This is a genomic window from Amycolatopsis sp. NPDC102522 (assembly GCF_055584485.1).
This window is the reverse complement of the sequence record NZ_JBVJLY010000017.1, coordinates 72,872-94,951: the sequence shown is the minus strand read 5'-3', so window position 1 is coordinate 94,951 and position 22,080 is coordinate 72,872. Positions and strand designations below refer to the sequence as shown.

Annotated in this window: 23 protein-coding genes; 10 read left to right on the top strand and 13 right to left on the bottom strand. The window is 68.5% G+C overall.

What is annotated here, in order from left to right; all coding sequences use genetic code 11:
- Positions 1–2: 2 nt before the first annotated feature.
- Positions 3–488 carry a MarR family winged helix-turn-helix transcriptional regulator gene (locus tag ACZ6YV_RS31340; protein WP_465513040.1) on the bottom strand — a complete coding sequence of 162 codons (486 nt, stop codon included), beginning with the start codon at positions 486–488 and terminating at the stop codon, positions 3–5.
- A gap of 49 nt (positions 489–537) precedes the next feature.
- On the opposite strand from ACZ6YV_RS31340, the gene ACZ6YV_RS31335 reads away from it, so the two are divergent.
- Positions 538–1,923 carry an MFS transporter gene (locus tag ACZ6YV_RS31335; RefSeq protein ID WP_465513039.1) on the top strand — a complete coding sequence of 462 codons (1,386 nt, stop codon included), beginning with the start codon at positions 538–540 and terminating at the stop codon, positions 1,921–1,923.
- Positions 1,924–1,981: 58 nt separating this feature from the next.
- Here ACZ6YV_RS31335 and ACZ6YV_RS31330 read toward each other — a convergent pair whose 3' ends face one another.
- From ACZ6YV_RS31330 to ACZ6YV_RS31320, 3 genes are all read right to left on the bottom strand, one after another.
- The gene (locus tag ACZ6YV_RS31330) at positions 1,982–2,587 is read right to left on the bottom strand and encodes an SMI1/KNR4 family protein (protein ID WP_465513038.1); all 606 of its coding nucleotides are present in this window, start codon (positions 2,585–2,587) and stop codon (positions 1,982–1,984) included.
- Positions 2,588–2,615: 28 nt separating this feature from the next.
- Complete coding sequence (locus tag ACZ6YV_RS31325) at positions 2,616–3,431, bottom strand: serine hydrolase (RefSeq protein ID WP_465513037.1); 816 nt, start codon at positions 3,429–3,431, stop codon at positions 2,616–2,618.
- A 158-nt stretch (positions 3,432–3,589) separates the two neighbouring features.
- Positions 3,590–5,521, bottom strand: a complete 1,932-nt coding sequence (locus tag ACZ6YV_RS31320) for an NPCBM/NEW2 domain-containing protein (protein ID WP_465513036.1) — start codon at positions 5,519–5,521, stop codon at positions 3,590–3,592.
- A gap of 305 nt (positions 5,522–5,826) precedes the next feature.
- Between ACZ6YV_RS31320 and ACZ6YV_RS31315 the strand changes: the two genes are divergently transcribed.
- Positions 5,827–7,497: a hypothetical protein gene (locus tag ACZ6YV_RS31315; protein ID WP_465513035.1), complete on the top strand. Its 1,671-nt coding sequence runs from the start codon at positions 5,827–5,829 to the stop codon at positions 7,495–7,497.
- On the opposite strand, the gene ACZ6YV_RS31310 is transcribed toward ACZ6YV_RS31315, so the two are convergent.
- Positions 7,494–8,129, bottom strand: coding sequence for a DUF1345 domain-containing protein (locus ACZ6YV_RS31310; protein ID WP_465513034.1), 636 nt, complete (start codon positions 8,127–8,129; stop codon positions 7,494–7,496). The two genes, ACZ6YV_RS31315 and ACZ6YV_RS31310, sit on opposite strands and share 4 nt — an antisense overlap.
- Positions 8,130–8,266: 137 nt before the next feature.
- Positions 8,267–8,668, bottom strand: coding sequence for a winged helix-turn-helix transcriptional regulator (locus tag ACZ6YV_RS31305; protein WP_465513033.1), 402 nt, complete (start codon positions 8,666–8,668; stop codon positions 8,267–8,269).
- A gap of 98 nt (positions 8,669–8,766) precedes the next feature.
- Between ACZ6YV_RS31305 and ACZ6YV_RS31300 the strand changes: the two genes are divergently transcribed.
- Positions 8,767–9,636, top strand: coding sequence for an alpha/beta fold hydrolase (locus tag ACZ6YV_RS31300; protein ID WP_465513032.1), 870 nt, complete (start codon positions 8,767–8,769; stop codon positions 9,634–9,636).
- On the opposite strand, the gene ACZ6YV_RS31295 is transcribed toward ACZ6YV_RS31300, so the two are convergent.
- A complete protein-coding gene (locus ACZ6YV_RS31295; protein WP_465513031.1) occupies positions 9,623–10,801 on the bottom strand; it encodes a serine hydrolase domain-containing protein in 1,179 nt (392 codons plus the stop codon). The genes ACZ6YV_RS31300 and ACZ6YV_RS31295 overlap by 14 nt on opposite strands.
- A gap of 11 nt (positions 10,802–10,812) precedes the next feature.
- Positions 10,813–12,381, bottom strand: coding sequence for a D-alanyl-D-alanine carboxypeptidase/D-alanyl-D-alanine endopeptidase (dacB, locus tag ACZ6YV_RS31290; RefSeq protein ID WP_465513030.1), 1,569 nt, complete (start codon positions 12,379–12,381; stop codon positions 10,813–10,815).
- Between the two features lie 122 nt (positions 12,382–12,503).
- Between dacB and ACZ6YV_RS31285 the strand changes: the two genes are divergently transcribed.
- Positions 12,504–13,157, top strand: coding sequence for a response regulator transcription factor (locus ACZ6YV_RS31285; protein WP_465513112.1), 654 nt, complete (start codon positions 12,504–12,506; stop codon positions 13,155–13,157).
- Positions 13,157–14,323: a sensor histidine kinase gene (locus ACZ6YV_RS31280; protein WP_465513029.1), complete on the top strand. Its 1,167-nt coding sequence runs from the start codon at positions 13,157–13,159 to the stop codon at positions 14,321–14,323. Before ACZ6YV_RS31285 ends, ACZ6YV_RS31280 begins: the two co-directional genes overlap by 1 nt.
- A gap of 177 nt (positions 14,324–14,500) precedes the next feature.
- On the opposite strand, the gene ACZ6YV_RS31275 is transcribed toward ACZ6YV_RS31280, so the two are convergent.
- On the bottom strand, positions 14,501–14,782 hold the full coding sequence (locus ACZ6YV_RS31275; RefSeq protein WP_465513028.1) for a PASTA domain-containing protein: 282 nt from the start codon (positions 14,780–14,782) through the stop codon (positions 14,501–14,503).
- A 21-nt stretch (positions 14,783–14,803) separates the two neighbouring features.
- A complete protein-coding gene (locus tag ACZ6YV_RS31270) occupies positions 14,804–15,691 on the bottom strand; it encodes a ketopantoate reductase family protein (protein ID WP_465513027.1) in 888 nt (295 codons plus the stop codon).
- Positions 15,692–15,753: 62 nt separating this feature from the next.
- Here ACZ6YV_RS31270 and ACZ6YV_RS31265 point away from each other — a divergent pair, with 62 nt between their 5' ends.
- Entirely contained in the window at positions 15,754–16,383 is a 630-nt protein-coding gene (locus ACZ6YV_RS31265; RefSeq protein ID WP_465513026.1) for a TetR/AcrR family transcriptional regulator, read from the top strand.
- Between the two features lie 21 nt (positions 16,384–16,404).
- Here the strand turns inward: ACZ6YV_RS31265 and ACZ6YV_RS31260 are convergent, their stop codons facing one another.
- Entirely contained in the window at positions 16,405–16,857 is a 453-nt protein-coding gene (locus ACZ6YV_RS31260; protein WP_465513025.1) for a MarR family winged helix-turn-helix transcriptional regulator, read from the bottom strand.
- A 102-nt stretch (positions 16,858–16,959) separates the two neighbouring features.
- Between ACZ6YV_RS31260 and ACZ6YV_RS31255 the strand changes: the two genes are divergently transcribed.
- Positions 16,960–18,258 carry an amidohydrolase family protein gene (locus ACZ6YV_RS31255; RefSeq protein WP_465513024.1) on the top strand — a complete coding sequence of 433 codons (1,299 nt, stop codon included), beginning with the start codon at positions 16,960–16,962 and terminating at the stop codon, positions 18,256–18,258.
- 225 nt (positions 18,259–18,483) lie between these two features.
- Here ACZ6YV_RS31255 and ACZ6YV_RS31250 read toward each other — a convergent pair whose 3' ends face one another.
- Both ACZ6YV_RS31250 and ACZ6YV_RS31245 read right to left on the bottom strand, forming a co-directional pair.
- Positions 18,484–19,059: an SMI1/KNR4 family protein gene (locus ACZ6YV_RS31250; protein WP_465513023.1), complete on the bottom strand. Its 576-nt coding sequence runs from the start codon at positions 19,057–19,059 to the stop codon at positions 18,484–18,486.
- Complete coding sequence (locus ACZ6YV_RS31245) at positions 19,056–19,967, bottom strand: LysR family transcriptional regulator (RefSeq protein WP_465513022.1); 912 nt, start codon at positions 19,965–19,967, stop codon at positions 19,056–19,058. The genes ACZ6YV_RS31250 and ACZ6YV_RS31245 overlap by 4 nt, the downstream gene beginning before the upstream one ends.
- A 70-nt stretch (positions 19,968–20,037) precedes the next feature.
- Here ACZ6YV_RS31245 and ACZ6YV_RS31240 point away from each other — a divergent pair, with 70 nt between their 5' ends.
- From ACZ6YV_RS31240 to ACZ6YV_RS31230, 3 genes are all read left to right on the top strand, one after another.
- Positions 20,038–20,355, top strand: coding sequence for a hypothetical protein (locus tag ACZ6YV_RS31240; RefSeq protein ID WP_465513021.1), 318 nt, complete (start codon positions 20,038–20,040; stop codon positions 20,353–20,355).
- Complete coding sequence (locus tag ACZ6YV_RS31235) at positions 20,352–21,095, top strand: SDR family NAD(P)-dependent oxidoreductase (protein WP_465513020.1); 744 nt, start codon at positions 20,352–20,354, stop codon at positions 21,093–21,095. Before ACZ6YV_RS31240 ends, ACZ6YV_RS31235 begins: the two co-directional genes overlap by 4 nt.
- Positions 21,096–21,207: 112 nt before the next feature.
- The gene (locus tag ACZ6YV_RS31230; RefSeq protein ID WP_465513019.1) at positions 21,208–22,008 is read left to right on the top strand and encodes a GNAT family N-acetyltransferase; all 801 of its coding nucleotides are present in this window, start codon (positions 21,208–21,210) and stop codon (positions 22,006–22,008) included.
- Positions 22,009–22,080: the final 72 nt, after the last annotated feature.

Sequence of the window (22,080 nt, the reverse complement as noted above, 5' to 3'; positions counted from 1 at the left end):
ACTTAGGGTTTCGTGTCACGCTCGCGCTCCTCTTGTTCGACGACGAGCGCGGCGTTGGCGAGCTTGTCGAGGGCGCGTTCGAGGATCTCGGCCTCGGTGGAGGTCAGAAGCCCGAGGAAGGCGGCGTCGCGCTCGTTCGCCGCGACGATGAGGCCTCGGTACACGGTGAGACCGTCCTCGGTCAGCGCCAGGCGGGAGGTGCGGCCCGAGGCCGCCGTGCGGTTCACCAATCCGCGCTCGACCAGCTTCGCGACGACCCGGCTCATCTGCGCTTTGTCCAGGCCTGCCCGGCGGGCCAGCCGGTTGAGCGTGAGGGTCGGGTCGGCGGCGATGAGGGCGATGGCCCGCCATTCGCCGAGGCTCACGTCGAACTCCCGGCGGTAGCGCAACGCCGCCGAACGCGACAGGGCGGCCGACGTGCGGGAGAGTCGGTAGGAGAGCAGCTGGGAGATCGGGACGAGCTCGTGTCCGTCCGGCCGTTCGGTCATGCCGGGCATCCTACCCATTGGAGCACGAGTGTTGACAATATCAACAAGTATGCGCATGCTCGCGTGGTCCCCGCCGCAGACAAGGGAGTCGAAGACCGTGGCCGATCCCAGCCCCGTCACCGAACAGGCCGCCGTGCCGGTCGACCGTCCAGCCACCTACCGGGCGATCGCGCTGCGGATCATGCCCTTGCTCGTGATCTGCTACATCGTCAGCTTCATCGACCGGACGAACATCGGAATCGCGCAGGAGGGTCTCGAACGCGACTTCGGTTTCGGTCCCGCGGTCTACGGCCTCGGCGTGACGGTGTTCTTCGTCGGATTCATCCTCTTCGAGGTGCCGAGCAACGCGCTGATGGCACGGATCGGCGCGCGCAAGTCCCTGGTGCGCATCATGGCTTCCTGGGGTGTCGTGACCGTGGCGACGATGTTCGTCCAGGACGAGTACACCTTCTACGTGGCGCGGTTCCTGCTCGGTGTCGCCGAGGCCGGGTTCTTCCCCGGAGCGCTGTTCTACCTGTCGCGCTGGTTCCCTTCGGCACGCCGGACCCGCATGACCGCGATCTTCTTCATCGGGGTGCCGGTCTCCGGGATCGTCGGTTCGCTGGTCTCCGGCGGGATCATGCACGGCCTCGGTGGCGTCGCGGGGCTGGCGGACTGGCAATGGCTGTTCCTCGTCGAGGGGATCCCGCCGATCCTGCTCGCCCTCGTCGTGCTGTTCTGCCTCGCCGACGAGCCCGAGCAGGTCCGCTGGCTCACCTCCGCGCAGAAGGCCGCGGTGCGCGCCGACCTCGACGCCGATCAGCGGCTCAAGGGCGGCGCGGGAGGTACGCGGACCCACGTCGGGCTTCGCGAAGCGCTGAGCGACCCCAAGGTCTGGATCCTCGGGCTGTGCGCGTGCGGCGCGTACACCCTCGCGAACGCGGTTTCCTTCTGGGCGCCCAGGATCATCGCCGAAGCGGGTGTGGGGGACGTGCTGGATCTCGGCCTGTTCTCCGCCCTGCCGCCGCTGGCCGGGATCGTCGCCATGCTGATCGTCGGGCGGCATTCCGACCGCACCCTCGAACGGCGCTGGCACGCCGCCACGGCGTGGATCGTCGCGGCGTTCGCGATGTTGGCGATCTCCTTCTTCCACAGCAGCGTCTTCGCGGTCGTGGTGCTGCTCGCCGTCCTGGCGGCGGCGCACTACTCGGGTCTGACGGTGTTCTACTCGATTCCGTCGATCTATCTTTCGGACCGCGCGGCCGCGACCGGGATCGCCGTCGTGACCTCGATGGGCTCCTTCGCCGCCGCGGCGTCGCCTTCACTGCTCGGGTTCATCCAGTCCGCGACCGGGAGTCTCGCCCTCGGGCTGCAGATCAGCAGCGGGATAGTGCTGCTCGCGGTGGTCGTGCTCCTCGTCGGCGTGCGGGCGCGCGACCTCAAGGAGAAGAAGTGAGCCCTAGGGCGTGTTTCACAAGTCATGTTCGCGGTCGAACAGACTTGTGAAACACGCCCTAGGCCCACATCAGTGCTCCGTCGTCGCGGATCGTGGGGTCACCTGGCCGTGGCGGGGTTTCGGACGCGGTGTACTGGCCGAGGAGCCGGGCGGTGTCGGTGAGCATCTCGCCGATGGTGGCCCATGTGGCGCGGAGGGTGCCTTGTTCCGCCATCCAGTCCATCAAGCAGCCGTGTTCGGTTCCGGGTCGCAGGTCGACGGCGAGGACGGCGCCGTCGATGCCGCGGCAGATGGGGATCAGCGCCGTGCAGTATCCGAAGGTGATGTCCCCGGCGGAGCGGAGGTGGTGCCCGCCGGGGCGGCAGCAGTCCTCGTCGGGATAACGGCTCAGGTCCGCCCATTCTTCTCGTACCCGCGCCACGGACAGCGGCATGTGTCCTTCGGGAAAGTTGAGGGCGGTGCGGTGGTCGCGGTCGTCGTCGACTCCGTCCGTCAGCGCCCACCACCGCAGCAGTTCGGCGGGAAGTGGCTTCCCCAGCGCGTTCTGGGTGGCGCGGACTTCCTCGGCGGGCGCCGGGGGCCGGAGCGTGGCGGCGGTGACCGGTGAGTGGAGACGCAACCAGGCCGTGATCCGTTCCCAGGCCGGGTCGAGGTCGCCGTTCACCGCCGCGAACTCCTTCTGAACGTCCGAGTCAGCCCTTGAAATATCCCTTGAACAGGATCTCGCTGATCTTGGTGGTGGTCTCCTGGCCGGTCTCGTAGCCGTTCTGGATGACCTTGGTGTTGTTCATCAGCGCGAGGGTGTATCGCTCGTGCGGCCCGACGAAGCCGACCGAGTTCATGATCCAGGAACCGTCGTCGTTGTCGTCGGACCAGCCGTCCTTGTTCCCCGGCCGCGCGGCGGCGCCGGCGCCCCAGACGCCCCACTGCTGATTGACGTCGACTGTGCGCATTTCGCCGACGATGTAGTCGCGGTGCTGACGCGGCAGCTTCGTCAGGACGTAGTTGACCAGCCGGTCCAGGTCGTTCGCGGTGGTCAGGATCCAGCCCCAGTGGTGCGGGTGCTGGTCGGTGAACCGCATGTCGGTCATCCCGTAGGACGGGAACCGCTTGGCGAACTCGGCCTCGCCGCCGTACCGCGTCCACAGGGTGTGGGCGGCGGCGTCGTCGCTGGAGTTCAGCATCCGGTGGATCAGGTCCCGGTCTTCGGCTGTCAGCTGGACGGCCCCGGAATCGTTGCGCAGCAACAGATCGACGACCATGGCCAGCTTCGGGGTGGAACAGGCCCAGATGAGGGTCCCGGCGGCCTTGCTCCGGTAGACGGCGCCGGTCCACCGGTCCCGCAGGACGATCCCGGTGTCGCCGGGCCTGCTGTCGGCGTAGGCCTGTGCCCGGACGATGCGAGCCTGGAGCTCCCTGTCGAAGCGGGTCGTCGCGCCGGCGGGCGCGGCGGGCGTCAACGTGAGGACCGCCAGTATCGCGGTCAGGATGACGGACAGTCTCTTCATGTGTTCCCCAGTTTTCGGTATCGGTTCTACCTGAGCTTGAAGGCGTTCACGAGTACCGGAGGTTGCTACGGGCAGGGTAACAGTGACGCCGGTCACTTCTAGAGGGCCTCGTGAGTGGTGCGGCCGGTGGGGAACCGGCCGCACCACTCACGGGCCTTTCAGCAGCTGAGGTACGGGGAGATCCAGTCTCCCCAGTCCCCGGCGGAGCCGTCGCTCGCGTCGTCCACGGCGAGCGCGAGTACTTGCACGCCCGTCACCGGCACGACGAGATGCTGTGTGGCGTCCCCGTGCCGCATGTTCCCCGTGGCCTCCAGTTCCACGCCGTCACCGAGCACCCGGAACCCGAGTGTCCCGTTCGGCCCGCGGTCGTCGACGCCCACGGTCGCGGTGAACTGCTCGCACCTGCCGCCGAGGTAGTACCGCACGACCGACGGCGCGTGCGCGCCCAGTCCGCCGCGCGGGTCGACCTTGCCGTTGACCGTGAACGGGTGGCCGTTGTCGGTGCTGTCCCGCTCGACCGGGCCGAGACCGTTCTCCGTCGAGATCCACGGCCTGGTGTTGAGCGGCCCGCCTGCCTCCGGCGCGAGCATGAGCGGCGCCTCGGCCGACGCGGTCACGGTCCGCGGGCCTGCCGTGGTCTCGTAGGTGACGACGGCGGGCATCTTGAACGGCTGGGTGGCGGTCCCGATCGGGCGCAGCGTTGTCGTGGTCTCCCACGTTTCACCCGGTGGGAGGATCTCGGTGGTCGCCTCGATGGGGCCCTCGAACTGCCATTGCGCGGGCTCGGTCAACCGCAGACGAGAACGGTAGACCGGCGTGGTGCCGTTGTTGGTGAGCTTGACCGTGGCGGTCACCGGCTGGGACGGCGGTACGGAGTCGGGCAGGTCGACGGTCAGCGACGTCTGCGGTGCGGCGGACGCGATCCTGGGCCACACGCGCAGCACGGTGGCGGCGTGCCGCCCGACGGTTCCGCCGAGCGCGCCCCTCGTCACGGTCTCGTCGCCCGTCCACAGGTCGCGCACGCGATATCCGGACGAGGCGGGAAGCCCGGCATCGGCCACCGAGGTGGCGATCGGCGCGGCCAGTTCCCCGCGGTTGAACAGCACCAGCACGGCCGAGCCGTCGGACATCGGTTTCGTCCACACCTCGGTCCAGCCCGTGTCGCGGACCTTGTGCCCGCCGACGCCCGCCCAGTCCCGCTGGACGGCGATGATGTCCGGGTTGTTCATCTCGGCGGCCGGAAGCGTGGTGTCGGCCGCCAGCGCCATGTCGGCCACCAGAGGCGCGTTGAGCACCGCCCACAGCCCGAGTTTGGCCTGGCGCTCCGCGGCGTTGAGGTAGCTGAAGGTGAAGGAGCCGGGCATGTTCCAGCCGCCGGGACCGTCGTGTCCGTCGAGCCCGTACTGCTTGTCGAGACTGCCCGCCGAGTAACCGAAGTTGAAGGTCGCGTTCTTGTACGTGCGCCAGACCTGTGCTCCGGCCGCCCGCGCCCACAGCCACGGACTCTGGCCGCGGTCGTAATCGTCGACTTCGAGAGTGATCGGACGGCCGGTGCGCTTGATCGCGTCCGCCATCTTCTTGACCCGAGCGGGCGCGTCGCCGTTGACGCTGAAACAGGTGTCGTAGCGCAGGTAGTCCGCGCCCCAACCGGCGAGGGTTTGGGCGTCGAGGTCCTCGTGGTCGAGCGAGCCCGCCGCCTGGCCACTGCAGGTCTTCGCGCCCGTGCCGCTGTAGAAACCGATCTTGAGCCCGCGCGAGTGCACGTAGTCCACCAAAGACGGGATGCCGGACGGGAAGCTCGCACGAGCGGTGAGCTTCCCGTCGGCGTCGCGCTGAGCCGCCTGCCAGCAGTCGCCGAGCATGACGTACTCGTACCCGGCGTCCCGCAGCCCGGAGGCGACCAGCTGGTCTGCCGCGGCTTTCACGACGTCCTCGCTGAACTGGTAGACGCAGTAGGGATCCCCAGTCGCCCAGGTGATCCCCATCGGGGGTCTCTCGCCCGGAACCGGATCGGGCTGTGTATCGGCCGAGGCCGGGACGGCGGTGGCTGTCAGTAGAAGTGCGCAGAGCAGCACGAAGAGTCGTCGCATTGTTCTCCTCCGGAAAGGCGGACAAGACTCCCCAGGATCGTCGTGCCACCCGGCATGGTCAACCAGTAACGCCAACGGGTTTCGGTTATCGAGGGGTTGTCTGCCCGCCGCTGAGCCGTCGATCTGGGCGTCCGGTCCCGGACCTTGATCAACGGAACATCGGGGACGTCGAGTGTCGCGGTTCTTCCGTTATCGCTCATTGTCGCTACTCGGCCCGTTCTGGATCGCCTTCGACGATTCGCGATTGCGCGCGTGTGCTTTGAGTTAGGGTCGACGCGACCGGGGGCTTACGAAGGGGGATCACCATGGCCGACTATCTCGGGCCTGGCCACGCCGATCGGCTGACCGCCGCCATGGCCACCTTCCACAAGGCACTCACCAAACGCTGGCGGGAAGACGCCGCCATAGCGATCGAGGACCAGAACGAGCTGACCCAGGGCATCCTCCACTGTTACCCGGCGGGTCCGAATCCGCATTGGGACTACAAGTCGCCCTCGGCGCGGGCGCACATCGACTACGGCACGTGCTCCTACCTTGACTGGGTAGAGGGCGGACAGCAGGGTGAGCTCAGCTCGGTGACCTGCGAGGGCAAGACCGGGCATCTCATCGTCTTCGGCGACCCGAACCCGCCGAAGGACGAGCCGATCGTATGCGGCGTCGGCTCGATTCTCGCTCAGGTGGAAACGTGGGCGTGGGACGAGCGGACCACCATTTTCGCCAAACTGCCCCTGTTCGACAGACACGACCTCAAGGTGATCGAAGCCGCGCACAACGACTTCATCAGCCTCGGCAAGAGCCTGGGATTGGAAGCGGCGACAGGTTCCCCGGTCACCACTCTGGGCAAGGCCGACGGCCGCGAACTGGGAAACAATGTCACGGCGTTGTCGAGCGAGGACTCGCATCACACCGACTGGTGGGCGAGTTGGACCGGCTTGGCGGCGGACAGGGCGAAGGACGGATTCTTCGCCTCGGTCGCCCCGACCTTGCGCAACCAGTCCGGTATCACCGGCGCGCTGGCGAACCTTTACGCCCTGCGCGCGGCGATCGTGGAACTGGGGCGCAACAACGCCCTCTTCGCCATCCAGCAGGCCACCAAGGCGCTCGGCGAGACCGAGATGATCACCACCGACCTGGCCTCGACCTGGAAGGTCGTGGCCGGGACAGGCGCGGTACTCGGCGTCGCCGGCATCTGGTTCCCGCCTGCCGGCGGTGTCGGCGCCGTGGTGGGACTGGTCGGCTTTCTCGGCGAGAACCTGCTGAAGCCGGGCCCGCGGGAAGAGTACGCGCACAGCCTGCAGGACGTCGTGTTCCGGCTCAGCGGCGACATCAGCGAACTCAATTCCGAGCTGGCAGGCAGAGAGTCCGGCTACATCGGGGAAGTGGCCGAACTGCGGTCGAGGATCAGTGGGATCAAGAGCTTCAATCTCGAACTCTACGATCTCACCCTCAACACCGCGAACGGTGACCCGGGAACACACAGCGGTGAATTCACCGTCGACATCAGCACGGTCTTCAACATAGCCAAATACTGCTACGAGACAGCCGAACTCTACGAACCGCTGCTCCGGATCATCAAGCACACCGCGGCAGCGGACAAACATCTCGCCGACCGGGACGGAAGCCCAACCTGGGCGGACACCGAGTTGGCCGACCTCAGGGACGCCTTGATCGGATTCCTGAGCACCGCGTGCGCCCGCTATGCCCTGGCGGGGGACAACGTCGTCGCCGCAGCCAAGGCGTACAGCGCCACCGACAGAACCGCCAAAGAGGTGTCCGAAAGGATCCTGGCCGACTGGGACAAGGCGAAGAAGAACGGCGAACCCATCCCGCATCACCCGGCTTCCGGCTCCGGCGCGAACACACACGGGACCGACCGGAAGGAGATCGAGCCGGAGCAGCCGCTGACACGGCCGCCCGGAGACCCGACCGAGAAGGACGAAGGCGACTACTCGACCGAGCGGCAGCCGGTTCGCTAGCCACTGTTCAAAGTGGACACGACCGCCGCGACGGTCACCGTGTTGAACACGAAGGCGATGACCGCGTGCGTGGTCACCGTCCTGCGCATTTCCCGCGAGACGACGTCCACATCGGTCGTCCCGAACGTCGTCATCACGGACACCGCGAAGTAGATGTAGTCCGACCACTCGGCGGATTCGTCGCCGGGGAACCGGAGTGCGTCGCCTTGTTCGACCACGTTGTCCGCGTGGTAGGCGATCGCGAACGACACGAGGACACAGATCCACGCGACGAGGACCAGCGCCACCGCCACGCCCACGCGCACGCCCGCGGGCAGGCTCTCGCCGCCCAGACCCGGCATCCACACCATCGCCACCGTCAGGGCGGCCGCCGCGATGATGATCGACACCCCCGGCCCCGGCGCGGTCCCGAAGACGTACCGCTGCGCGACCGTGCCGCGGCTCTCCCGGCGTGCCCAGTCCTGGATCTGGTCCGAGGTCGCCGCGCCGAACGCGGCCACCGTCACGACGAGGTAGCCGACGAGGTAGGCGAGAAGGACGAGAACACCGGCGTCCACCATCGCGATCGACAGCACGTCCTCGCGGAAAGCGATCGCCAACGCGGCGACGAGCAGCGCGAACGCGGCGCTCAAGCCGCTCCGGCGCCGCTCGGACAGCCAGGTTCGAGCAGTTTGCCGAGACAGCGCTGGCCCCTTTCTCCGGTGATCGGTGCCAGTCTCGCACCGAGGTCCGGATGCCGTGCTTCGCGGTAACCCGTTCCAGTGGCCCGTCAGATTTCGGGAACGCCGTCGCTGATCACGTTGGCCTCGTCGATCCGGGCCATGTGGTCCTCGGCCCAGGTCCGGAGCGCCGCCAGCGGGACGTCGAGGGACAGGCCGAGGTCGGTCAGCCGGTAGTGCACGCGGGGCGGCACGGTGGGCTCCACCCGGCGGGAGACGAGGCCGTCACGGACCAGGCTGTGCAGGGTCACCGACAGCATTTTCTGGGACACGCCGGGAATCCGACGCCGCAACTCGGCGAACCGGACCTCGCCCGGAGCCGCCTCCGCGAGGACCTTCACCGCCATCGACGTCCATTTCGTACCGATGCGGTCCAGCAGACGGCGGGTGGGGCACTCGGGGTCGAAAAGATCACCGCGCCGTGTCGTCGGGCGCGCCGGTCGGGAGGTCACCTGGAGCTCACCACCTGTGGGGAAAGTGCCGTCTTGGCGGCACCGAGGAAGTTACCTACGGTTTTATGGTAACCAATGGTAACCAGGTCGGAGGCAGCGTGCCCCAGCTAAGGCAGATCAGCATCAACGGCATCCAGACCACGGTGGCCCTCGACGGCAGCGGACCAGCGGTCCTGTTGCTGCACGGCTTCCCGCACACCTGGCGGCTCTGGACCGAGATCATCGGCCCGCTGGCGGAGCATCATCGGGTCATCGCCCCGGACCTGCGCGGGCTCGGCGCCGGCACCCGCGCCGAGGAGGGCTATGACGCGGACACGCTGGCCACCGACGCCGAAGCCCTCCTCGCCGCCCTCGGTGAGCCCACCGCGGCCGTGGTCGCCATCGACGCCGGAACCCCGGTCGCGTTCCTGCTCGCCCTGCGGCGGCCGGATCTGGTGCGGCGGCTCGTCGTGATGGAGTCGCTGCTGGGTTCCCTGCCCGGCGCGGAGGACTTCCTGGCAGGCGGCCCGCCATGGTGGTTCGGGTTCCATGCCGTTCCCGGCCTCGGCGAAAGTGTCCTGCTCGGACACGAGGCGGAGTACCTCGACTGGTTTCTCGCGGCGGGCACCCTCGGACGTGGTGTGCCGCCGGAGATCCGCGACGCCTTCGTCGACGCCTACACCGGACAGGACGCCCTGCGCTGCGCCTTCTCCTACTATCGCGCCATGCCGGTCACCGCGCGCCAGATCGAGGAGGCGGTGGCGACGGGCCGCCTCACCATGCCCACGATGGCCGTCGGCGCGCACCCCGTCGGCCGCGCACTGGAACGGCAGTTGCGACCCGTCACCGACGACCTCACCGCTCACCTCGTCCCGGACTGCGGCCACATCATCCCGCTGGACCGGCCCGGTGAACTGCTCCGCCTGCTGACCCCGTTCCTCGCCGCCGACAGGCCTCATCGCGAACCCGCTCGCCTCACCCGGCCGTGACCAGTTGCCGTCCCAGCGCCACGATCGGCTGGATGCCGGTGTCGTGGTTGGTGAGCACCACGATCACCCAACCGGTGTCGGGGAAGACGTCCAGGTTGGTCGCCCGGCCGGGGCCGCTGCCGGAATGCCCGACGACGCGGCGGGCCGCGGTGACGGCTTCGATGTGGCCGTACCCGTAGAACTGGAGTTCGCCGTCGGCGGACGGGCGGTCCGCCGGGCCGACCGCGTGCTTGCCGCCGGTGACCACCCTGGTGAACGCGGGACCGAGCAACCGGTTGTCGTGCAACGCTTTCGCGAATCGGAGCAGATCGGGCGCCGACGAGAACGCGCCGTGGTAAGGGCTTCCGATGTAGGGGAGCCAGGGTGTGGTCGTGATGTCCACCCGCTCGCCGGAGGGCTGGGTCAGGTAGCCGTGGGCGATGCCGCGGTCGGCGATCACCGTCGGCTTGGGGTAGAAGTCGGTGTCGGTGAGCCCCGCCGGTGCGAACACGTGCTGCCGCACGAAGTCGTAGTAGGACCGCCCCGATACCGCGGCCACGATGGCGCCGAGGATGAAGTAGCCGTCGTTGCTGTAGCCGAACTTGGTGCCCGGGGTGAACTGCAGTGGCAGTGTGCGCAGGTAGGCCGACATGCCCTGCCAGATGTCGTCCTCGCTGTCCCACTCCTCCTCGCCGGGCGGGCTCTGGTTGGTCCTGCCTGGCCTGCCGGCGCCCGCGGTGTGGGTGAGCAGCTGGTGCACGGTGACCTTGGAGACGTCGGCGGGGAATCCGTCGAGGTAGGTGCCGAGCGGCTCGTGGAACGCGAGCCTGCCCTCCTGCGCGAGCCGGGCGACGGCCACCGCGGTGAACGACTTCGTCATCGACGCGAGGTCGAAGCTCGTGTTCGTGTCATTGGCGACCCCTTGGGCCTCGTGGGCCAGGCCGTGGGATCTCGTCAGGACCTGCTTGCCCCGGTGCGCCACCAGGACGGTGCCGGAGAACTGGCCGGCGGCGGCACGCTCGGCGACGAACCGGTCGAAGCGCCCGCCCGGCAGGAGATCGCGCGGTAGCCGGTACTCCGCTTCGCTCGCGCCGCTGGTGCCAGACGTGGCGAGCAGACCGGCCGCGGCGATCGGCGCGGCGCCGAGCAGCCCGAGGATCGAGCGCCGGGAGGGGGAAGTGGACACGGTTGTTCCTTTCACCGGGTGAGTGATGCGTAGACGGCCGCGGCGATCTCGCCCTGCGCGGTCTCGACGACGGTCTGCAGCGCCATCGCCTCGTCGACGGAGCCGACGGTTTTGTTCATGAACTGGGCGAAGAGCACCAGCCTGCCGTCCGGGAGCACGACGTAGCCGGCCAACGCCTTGTGGAGGACGTCGCCCATGCTGGCCGTGCCGGTCTTGGCGAAGACCCGGCCCGCGGCGGGTGAGCCGGGCAGAACGTGGGCGATCGACCCGTCCCGCCCCATGATCGGCAGCGCCTGCCGGTACGGGACGAAGTACCGCTGCCGCGCCATATGGCCGAGGAACCGGACGAAGAAGTCGGCTGTGTAGCGGTCGCCTGCCGGATCGTCGGGGTCGACACCGGCCTGCTCGAACAGCTCCCGCTGGTAGCGCTCTCCCGTCGCCTTCGGGGTGTCGGGGTCGTGACCCGCGATGGCGCCGACGAGGTACGGGAAGTGGACGGTGTGCGGGTTCGAGCTGATCTTGAGCATGACCTTCACTTCCTCCGACAGGGGAGGGGAGAGGTACTCGGCCACCGGCGATCGACGTCCACTGTCCGATGTGGACACTTTGCCCGTGATGACGACATCCGCGTCCCGCAGTGCCTTGCCGAAGGCGAACTCCGCGAAACGGACCGGTTCGGGCACGTAGTACGGGGACACGACCGGCGGGCCGCCCAGTGGCACGTCACCGGTGAGCCGCACGGTGCGCGTGCCGTCGGGCGCCGTCGAGACCTCGGTGAACGTCAACCGCCGCGAGGGATTCAGGACCGTGGTGACGTCGTTGACCACGGTCACGTAAGCGATGTCCGGCCACACTCGAAGCCCGGCCGGGGCACCGGCCTGTCCACCGGGCGTCACCACCACGTCGACGATGTTGTCGTTGACCATCATGGGCGAGACCGGGATCGAGATGTTCCCGATCGCGATCGGCTCACGGCCTTGCCGGAACAGCGAAGCGTCCACGATCACCCGGCCTTCGACACGGCGGATCCCGCGGCACGCCACCTGCCTGGCCAGGTGGCGCAACTGTTGGAGAGGGTCCCCGGGCATCGGTGCGGGCGCACTGCCGTAGGAGTGGTCGGGCAACGGCAGCGCGAGCGTGCCGTCCGGCCGGATCCTGGGCCCCATCAACAGATCACCGCCGGCCACCAGCACCAGATCTCCTCTGAGGACACCGTGGACCACCGGGCCGGTGCGGTGGACGGTCGTGCGGAACCGGTGGTCGGCACCGAGCGCGGCGAAGGCGGAACCCGCGATGAACACCTTGAAAGCGGAGGCGGCGACGAATCGCTGCTCGGGGTTCTGAGTGTAGACGGGCCCCGCCCCGGCCAGCTGGAACCGCATCCCCCAGTGGGAGCCGCTGAACTCGGGCCGGCCGGTGATCTCGGCGATCTTGGCCGCGAGCGTGCTGTCGGGAGTGTCGGCGCGTGCGGTCGAGCCCAGCGACAGCAGGCCCGCGGCGGCGATGGGGGTCGCGCCGAGAAGCTTGAGCACGCTGCGACGTGAGTGGTCGCCGGTCTCGGCAGGGTCGGAATGTGCCACGGAGGATCCCCTTGGTCTCGCAGGTGTTCGGCGAGAGCGAGTTCTACGCGGAAAAGGGTTTCGGCACGGTTTCGTCCGCGACGAGACGCTGGCGAAACCCCCCGCCGGTGATACTGGTGCGCGTGCGAGTGCTGGTCGTCGAGGACGACGAGGAGATGGCGTACACGGTGGCCACCGGGCTGCGGCGTGCGCGGATGGCCGTCGACGTGGCGTTGGACGGGACCGGCGGGCTCGAACGCGCGCTGCACACCGATTACGACGTGATCGTGCTGGACCGGGATCTGCCCGGCCTGCACGGCGACGACGTGTGCGCGGAGCTGATCGAGGCCGGATGCCGCGGCCGGATCCTGATGCTGACCGCGGCGGCCACCACCGAGGACCTGGTCGACGGCCTCGGCCTCGGTGCCGACGACTACCTGCCCAAACCGTTCGATTTCCGGGTGCTCGTGGCCCGGGTCGGAGTGCTGGCGCGGCGTGCGCACCCCGCCGCGCCGCCGGTGCTGCGCCACGGTGATCTCGTGGTCGACACGGCCCGGCGCCTGGCCACCCGCGGTGACCGGCGGCTGGAGCTCGCGCCGAAGGAGTTCGGTGTGCTGGAGCTGTTGCTGGCCGCGGAAGGCAGGGCGGTGCCGGCGGAAGAACTGCTCGAACGGGTGTGGGACGAGGCGACCGATCCGTTCACCAACGCCGTGAAGATCACGATCAGCAGGCTGCGGGCCAAACTCGGCGACCCGCCGGTCATCGAGACCGTGCCCAAGAGCGGCTACCGGATCTGATGGGCGTGGTCATCCGGCGCGCCGTCCGGTATCTGCCGCGCCGGACCGTGCGGCTGCGGCTGACCCTGCTGTACGGCGGGCTGTTCCTGCTCTGCGGCGCCGGAGTCCTGACGGCCACGTACTTCCTGGTGCGCCACGCGGTGGACCCGGCCGGCGACGTGCGGCTGTTCTGGTACCCCCTGGACCCGGCCGACCCGACCCTGCCGGACGGCTCGCGCCCCACGCTCGGCTTCGAGGCCGAGCAGGTCGTCGCGAAGGCCGCGGAAGCTTTGGCGGCGCAGCGGCAGGAGGTGCTGCATCAACTGCTGGTCCAGTCCGGGATCGCGCTGACCGTGATGGTGGCGCTCGCGCTCGCCCTCGGCTGGTGGGTCGCGGGCCGCGTCCTGCGCAGGCTGCGCACGATCACCGCGGCCGCACGGAAGATCTCGGCCACCAACCTGCACCAGCGCCTCGCGCTGCCAGGCCCGGACGACGAGCTCAAGGAGCTGGGCGACACGTTCGACGAACTGCTCGGCAGACTCGAAGCGGCATTCCAGGCGCAGCGCCAGTTCGTGGCCAACGCCTCGCACGAACTGCGCACACCGCTCGCCCGGCAGCGCACGATCGGACAGGTGGCGCTCGACGACCCGGACGCGACGACGTCGTCCCTGCGCGCGGCGCACGAACGGATTCTCGTCGCGGGCAGGCAGCAGGAACGCCTGATCGAAGCCATGCTCACCTTGACCCGAAGTCACGCCGGCATCGACGTCCGGCACCCCTTCGACCTCGGCGAGATGGTCACCGAAGTGGTCGATGCCCACCGCCCGCCGGACGTCGCGTTGCGGACGTCGATCGAACCGTGCCAAGTGTCCGGGCACCGCGCGCTTGCCGAGCGGCTGGTCGTGAACCTGGTGGACAACGCGATCCGGCACAACGTGCCCGGCGGGTGGGTCGAGGTGTCCTGTGGTTCGGGCGTGCTGACCGTGACCAACACGGGCCCGATCGTGCCCGCGACCGAAGTGGAACGCCTTTTCCAGCCCTTCCAACGGCTGGGGAGAGCGAGGACGGGGCGAGGCCTGGGGCTGGGCCTGTCGATCGTGCGGGCGATCGCCACCGCTCATGACGTGCCCGTCACGGCGACACCGAGGCAGGGCGGGGGACTGGCGATCAGGGTCGAGTTCGCCTGACTCGGTCGATCGCCCACGCCGCGGGGGTGTCGCGAAAGCCACTTTCGGGACGTCTGACGTCTCGAAAGTGGCTTTCACGACAGGGTTATTGAGGGGTAGGGCAAAGGTGTCTTGTCGGTCGGGGTGAAGGGGTCTTTCGGCGCACCCCTCAACGGCACGCCACGTTTTCCTTACCCCTCAACAAGTCCAGTAGCGGTGACTACCGGCTCGCGCGTGGCTTCTCCGTCGGGTCCGCGGCTTCTTCGGGCGCCTCCGCACGTATTCACCGCGGGCGATCACCGCCCCGCTCGCGGGTTCTTGTCCGGTGATGACCCAGGTTCCCGGCCAGGTCAACGCGCCCAGTGACGGCCCGTCGAGATCCTTGGACGCGATCACGATCCCGAGCTGATGCGCCACCATCCGGGCATCGGGTATGGACAATCCCACCAGATCAGGAACCCGGACTCCCGAGGAAGACACCGACGCCACCTCCTGATTCGACTATGCCTCAGAGCGGGTCGCCTTCGCATAGACGCGCATCTGTTCGGCCATCCGCGCGAGTTCGGCCGCCGACGCGGCCGAAGAGGTCATGCCGAGCCCGCTGTACGCAGCCGTCTGGCTCCGCAAGAAGCGCCGCAGCATGCCCACGAGCAGCCCCTCCGGCAGAGTCCGCAACGCGACGAACCCGCGAGGGACCGGCGGGGTCGGCAAGGTGGCGAGATGCTGCCGTATGAGGTGGACCAGGTCGCGGATCGCGGCCGGATCGGCGGCCAGCGCGACAGGGCTGCCCGCCGCCTGCACAGCCTGCTCGAGCGGCACCGCGAACGCGGCGTGAGTCTTGAGCCAGGCATCCATCCGAGGCTCGGCCTTGACGTTGATCCCGGCGGTGCGGAACGTCCGCACGATCCTGTCCAGCCGCGGGGTGGTCCGGCCGTCGGGTTCGCCGATCGGCATCGGGACCAGGCGGGTCATGAGGCCGGTCGTGCGGTAGCGGACCACGGAGTCGTCCATCGTGCCGGCGGTCGTGGGGAAACCGAGCAGCACCCGCTCGTGGCCGATCACCTCGCCCAGCGGCTCCGCGCCGGCCGCCCAGTTGAGCAGGAACAGCACGTCGCCTTCGAGATCGGCGAGCGACTCCAGCACCGCGTCCACCTGGTGGGTGCGGACGAAGACGGCGGTCAGGTCGTACCCGCCGTCCGGATGCTCGACCACCGGCACCGGTACCCGCTTGACGGCCGGGCTGTCTGCCTCGGCGAGCTGCACACCGTGCCGGCGCAGCGCGGCCAGGCGCTCGCCCCGGGCGAGGAGCGAGACGTCGTGCCCGGCCTCATGCATGCGGGCGGCGAACACGCTGCCGGTCACCCCTGCGCCGTACACAAGCAGCTTCATGATGTCCTCTTTCGCGCGTCGTTCATACGATCGTTTGATTCAAACGTACGTACAGTACGCGCGTGGCGCCATCAAATACCCGTACCCAGATCCTCGACGCGGCCGAACGCCTCTTCGCCGAGCGCGGTTTCAGTGGCACCTCGGTTCGTGCGATCACCGACCTCGCCGGGGCGAACCTGGCCGCGGTCGGGTATCACTTCGGCTCGAAGGCGGAGCTCGTGGCCGCGGTCGCCCGCCGCGTGGTCGAACCCATCAACGCCGCGCAGTGCGCCGGGCTCGACAGGCTGCTCGCCCGGACCCCGGACCCGTCGGTCGCCGACCTGGTCGAGGCGTTCGCGGGGCCGATGTTCGACGGGATGCCGGCCGGCGACGAGGGCGGGGCCCGGACGTCCCGGCTGATCGTGACGATCATCAGCGACCCGGCCGAGGAGATGCGCGACTGGACCGGCCCGGCCGAGGCCACGGTCCGTGATCGCTACCTGGCGGCCTTCGAGCGCGCGTTGCCCGGCCTCTCTTCAGAAGAATTGTGGTTCCGGCTGCGGGGGATTCTCGCCGTGGTGGCCGTGGACCGCGTCGAGGTCTACAACCGACGCCTCCCGGCCGACCTGTCGCCGATGGCGGGCGAGGCGGCCCGGCGCTGGGCGATCACGTTCCTGGCGGCGGCGATGAGCGCGCCACCGACCGGGACCTGACGGCCGAGGGCGATCGGACCGTCAGTCCCCGTCGCCGGGCGGCTCCTCTTCGATATTGGCGACAAGCCTTCTCAGCAGGCCCACGAAAAGTTCGACTTCTTCGGCGCTGAAGCCTCTCAACGCCTGATCGTTGGTCTCGAACAGCGCCGATCGCACCTGCGTGAGCTTCGCCAGGCCGTCCTCGGTCAGGGAGATCAGGCTGACCCGTCGATCGTGCTCGGCGGGGGTGCGCCGGATGAGGCCGTCACGGTCCATCCTGGCCAGGAGCTGGGCCATGGACGGCTGCTCGACCCGGGCCAGCACGGCCAATTCCTTCTGGGAGAGGGCGTCGGCCTTGCTCAGCGCGGCCAGCACGGGCATCTGCGCGAAGGTCAGCCCCAGCGGTCGGAGTCGCTGGTCGTTGACCCGGGACAGCGCGCGCGAGGCGATGTTGATCCAGGCGGCCGGCGCCGAGTCGAACTTGGGAAGCGTCACGCCGCGAAGTGTATAGGAGCCTATTGACCAAATGGATAGGTACCTATACAGTCAAGTGCATAGGGGCCTATGTAGTTGGTCTTTCCAGACAGGGGAACATAAGTGATCATCCGTAATGTGACCGTCATCGACGGGCAGGCAGCCGCGCCGATCGCCGATGCCGAAGTAGTGGTGACCGACGGGCGGTTCAGCGCCATTCGCCCGGCGGCCGACGCCGAACCGGCGGCCGTCGATGATTTCGTGCTCGACGCGCGAGGCGGTTATCTGGTGCCGGGCCTGTGGGAGAGCCACACCCACTTGGGCGGACACGCCTATTTCAAGCCCGAGAACGAGCGCACGAAGTACGTCTCCCAGCTGCTCACCGACTTCCTGGACGTCGGGGTGACCAACGTCGTCGACCTCGGCGGTCCGCTGGACATCGAACACGCGGTCCGCGACTATCGCAGCACGGCCACCGATTCCGCCGCCAGGCTGTTCTTCGCCGGGCCGGTGTTCACCGGGATCGAGGGCTGGCCGGTCCTGGACGATCCGAAACGTGCCTCCATCGCGTATCAGACCGACAACGCCGACACCGCCTACCGGCAAGCGCTGGAACTGGCCGACCAGGTCGACTTCATCAAGTGCATCTACGACGGCGAGCCCGGCGCTCCGGACAAGCTGCCCTTCGAGGCCCTCAAAGCCATCGCCGCGGCCGCGCACGAGAAGGGAAAGAAGGTGCTCGTGCATGTCCACGAGCGCATCGATCTGGAGGAGGCGGTGGCAGCCGGCGCGGACGGCATCGAACACGCTTTCCACCCGCAGGATCCCGGTAGTACCGCGGAGGCCCGCGACGTCGCCGCACTCCTGGCGGAGACGAACACCTACTACTGTCCCACCCTGGTCACCTGGGAGCAGATCGCCTACAACGGTGACGCCGGCTACCTGCAAAAGCTGGTCGACGAGGGCTTGGCCACACCCGAGGACCTCCCGCAGATCACCGGCCGCGCCATCTACGGCAACGAGTTCCCCCGGCATTCCTCGCAGGAATCCCGTGTCCGTTTCGACTACGCGATGCGTACGCTGGGGCTGATGCATGACGCGGGAGTGAAGTTCACCGCGGGCAGTGACGTGGCCATGTTGATGCCCTCTCCGCCCATCGCCTTGTTGCGGGAACTGAAGTTGCTGGCAGAGGCAGGCGTGCCGCTGCCAGCCGTCCTGGCCGCCGGAACCCGGCATTCGGCCGAGAAGATCGGTCAGGAGGCGACGGCGCCGGGGACGATCACCGTCGGATCCGTCGCCGACGCGCTGCTGCTCGACGCCAACCCCTACACGGACATCGCGCACCTGGTCGACCGTTCCCACCACGTCGGGACGCTGCGGGCCGGGCAGCCGTGCTGGGCTGAGGGTCACCCCGCCGCCTGATCCGGCCACCCGGATCGTGTCCGATGTGGACGTAGCCGCTCACCTTGCCGGGGCAGCTCCACCTCGCTCTACCGGGGCAACGCTCTCGAACGGCTGTACCGCGACGGGATGGTCGCGCTGCAGCACGTCAACCAGGCGCCGGAATTCTTCGGCGGTCCGGGACGCGTCCGGCTGGGCTTGGAGCCCGGTTTGCCACTGTTCTGAGGAGGTTGAGCCCGGCCTATGTCACGTCGCCGGGTAGGAGATCATCCGGTTTCCGACGATCCCGGTGAATTCCACGGGTTTCCCGGCCATGTCCCAGTCCAGAAGGTTGTCCGTGCCGGTGCTCACCAGGATCTCGTGGATGACCTTCGACATCGGTCCCGGGTGTTCGTGCCAGTCGTCCCTGTCGTTGTAGGCGATCCGCCACGTGTCCGGGTCGGCCGCATCGGTGATCCACCAGAACGTGCCGCCCGCGCCGTTGCTTCCCCAGGGATACAGCCCGCCGGGTTCGGGGAACAGCCGATAGGACACCTTGGTGAGGTAGCCGGTGTCCTCGTCCGCGAAGATCTCCAGGAGCTGCTCGTTGTTCCGTTTGGTGGCCGCCAGCTCGTCGGCACTCTGTCCCGGATTGCTCACCTCGATACTGTCCCGGAAGCCACCGGACGGGAACCGGGTCAGCAGTTCCTTGTAGTCGCTGGGTAACGAGGTGCCCAGCTCATTTTCGACGGCCGCCCAGTCCAGCTCCGGCCGAAAGTCTCCGGGCTGCCAGACGACGAGGCGGGCCACGTCGTCTGCATAGGACTGTCGTGCGTCTGTCATGGTTTCCGCTCCTGGTCGCGATCAGGCATTCCCGAGGGGGAACGTGGTGGATGCCAGCGAAGCGGCTCGCGCGGCTTGGCCTCCAGCGCGGCGGCCACGAACGACGCGACGAGTGGCCGGCGGTCCTGCTCGTTCCAGGCGAGCACGATGCGGCTGGGCGGTGCGTCGCTCACCGGGACGCACACCACGCCGGCGTTCATCGGTTCGATCAGTGAGCGGGGGAGCACTCCGATCATCCGGCCCACCTTGATCATGTCGACCAGTTGGACCACATCGGCGACCTCGGGGCCGGCCCCGTCGCCACCGGGAACCCCCTTCCAGCGCGGCATCGGCTCGCCCTCCAGATCGGACATCCGCAGTGAGGCCTGGCCCGCCAGCCGGTGCCGGGGCGGGACGATGACCACGCGGTTTTCGGTGTACAGCGTCTCGTGGGCCAGGCCGTCGAGATCGTCGAACGGGGCGTAGAGCAGGCCGACGTCCGCCCTGCCGTCGCGCAGGAAATCGGTGCGGTCGGCGGGGCCACTGAACAGGATGTCGACCCGGCGCGCGTGGGGCCGCTGGGCATAGCCCGCCAGGATCCCCGACAGCAGACCGGCGTCGCCGCCGGGCTTGAGCACGAGCCGCAGGCCGGCCTGGCTGTCACCGGCGCGACGGGCGTTCCGGACCGCGGCGCTGACCGCGTTGAGCGCATGCCTTCCGTGTTCCCGCAACGCCTCCCCGGCGGGGGTGAGCGACACCTGACGGCTGGAGCGGACGAACAGCGGGAACCCGAGCCGTCCCTCGATCCGCCGGATCGCCTTCGACAGGGCGGGCTGGGCGATCGAGAGGCGGACGGCGGCCCGGCCGAAGTGCAGTTCGTCGGCGACGGCGATGAAGTACTCGAGCTCCCGCGTCTCCAGTTCGATCATGCCTCCAGGTTATCGCCGAATGTCCGATCGGTCTTGGACGCCGACGTCGTTCCCGGCCGAGAATCGAGACATGATCACGCATACGATGCTTGTTTCCTTCGACCAGCCCCTTCCCGATGCCGAGCTCGACGAGTACCTCACGGATATCGAAACGGCGATGCGCGACACCGGTTTCGCGCGGTCGGTCGCCACCCGGCGGCACGTTCCGATCCCCGGCGAAGAGGCGATCCCGGCGCTGATCGCCACCGCGATCGTGCAGGTCGAGGTGGCCGACACCGACACGCTGGCGAAGGCGTTCGCCGCGCCCGAGTTGCACGAGGTGATCGGCCGCTGGCAGGCACGACACTCCTACAAGGTCGCCTGGGCGAACCACGAGCCGCTGTCGTGAGCGTCGTTTCCGGCAAACGAGGGCTGGTCACCGGAGGCGGCAGCGGGATCGGCCGCGCGGCGGCGCTCGAGTTCGCCCGCCAAGGCGCGTCGGTCGCAGTACTCGACATCGACGAGACCGCCGCGGCCGAGACAGCCGCCTTGATCGACAAGGACGGAGGCGAAGCACTGGCCGCCGCGGTCGACATCGCCGACGAGGACTCCGTGCGGGCGGCCGTCGAGCGCATGGTCGCGACCTATGGCGGTCTCGACTTCGCGGTGAACAACGCCGGTGTGTCCTCGCGCGGGCAGCTCGACCAGCTGACCTTGGACGAGTTCCAGCGGGTGATCCACGTCAATCTGGCAGGGACTTTCCTGTGTCTCAAGCACGAGCTCGCCGTGCTGGAGCGCGGCGGCGCGATCGTCAACGTCGCCTCCAACGGCGGTCTGGTCGCGATCCCGAACGCGCCCGCTTACGTGGCGGCGAAGCACGGAGTCGTCGGGCTCACGAAGGTCGCCGCCGTCGACTACGCCTCGCGCGGCATTCGCGTCAACGCGGTGTGCCCCGGTCCGACCAGGACTCCGGGGTTCGAGAAGTGGGCGGCGGGCACCGACATCGTCGCGAGACAGGAGGCGCGCACACCGCTCGGAAGGCTGGCCACGGCGGAGGAAGCCGCCGCGGCGGCGGTGTGGCTCTGCTCGGACGCCGCGTCGTTCGTCACCGGGATCGCGTTGTCGGTCGACGGCGGTCGCCTGGCCTGATCGCCGACGTACAGGCCTTGCGTCGTTCAACGCTAGTGGCGACCGGACTCACGGAATATCTTGACTCCCGCAGGTTTGTGGACAGAGCGCTCGAAACCCACCGGAGAGTCGGATGACGGATATCGCAGAATCGATCGAATCGACGCACCAGCTCACCGCGGTCTGGCGCAGGATGGTGCTCGATCGTGATCCGGCCGCGGACGTACGGGACCTTCCCGGTATCGCGGTGCGCTGGGCGGATTGTGGCTTCGTTTTCTGGAATTGCCTCACGCTGACCGAAACCGGCGTGGACGCGGATCTGCTGGAACGCCGGTTGCACGAGGCCGCCGAGGTCATGCGTGTGAAGCGGCGGGGCGGCTTCCTTTGGCTGTTCGAGGATCTCCTGGCTCCGGACGCTTTCGCGGAGTTGGGCGCGGCGACGAAGCGTGCCGGGCTCAGCTTCGCGTTTCCCGGCACCGGCATGGCCGGAGATCTCCTCCCCATACCGGAACCGGTGCATCCGGAGCTGGTCTTCCGGCGTGTCGAGACCGACGAGCAGCTGGAGATGTACGCCGATCTCAACTCTCGCGCCTACGGATTCCCTCTCGAAGACGGCCGGGACGGTATAGGCGGCTCCAGCCTGTGGAAAGCCGACGCGTATGCCTATCTCGGGCTGAAGGACGGTGAGCCGGTCACCTGTGCGGCGGCGGTGGAGCAGGACGGCTGCTTGTTCGTGATCCTGGTCGCGACCGCGCCGGGCTTCGAGCGCCGGGGCTTCGGCGAGGCTGTCACCCGCAAGGCGCTCTACGAGGGAGGGAAGGCCACGGGGCTCAAGCGTGCCGTCTTGCACGCCACCGTCGCGGGCGCGCCGGTGTATCCGCGGATCGGATTCCGGCCCAACTCGGCGATCCGTTTCCTGACCGTGGCGAGCTGAGTTTCGTCGCGCGCGGATAAGGGCCTATTTTCTGTACTTGCAGGTACAAAAAATGGCTCCTACGCTCTTGGG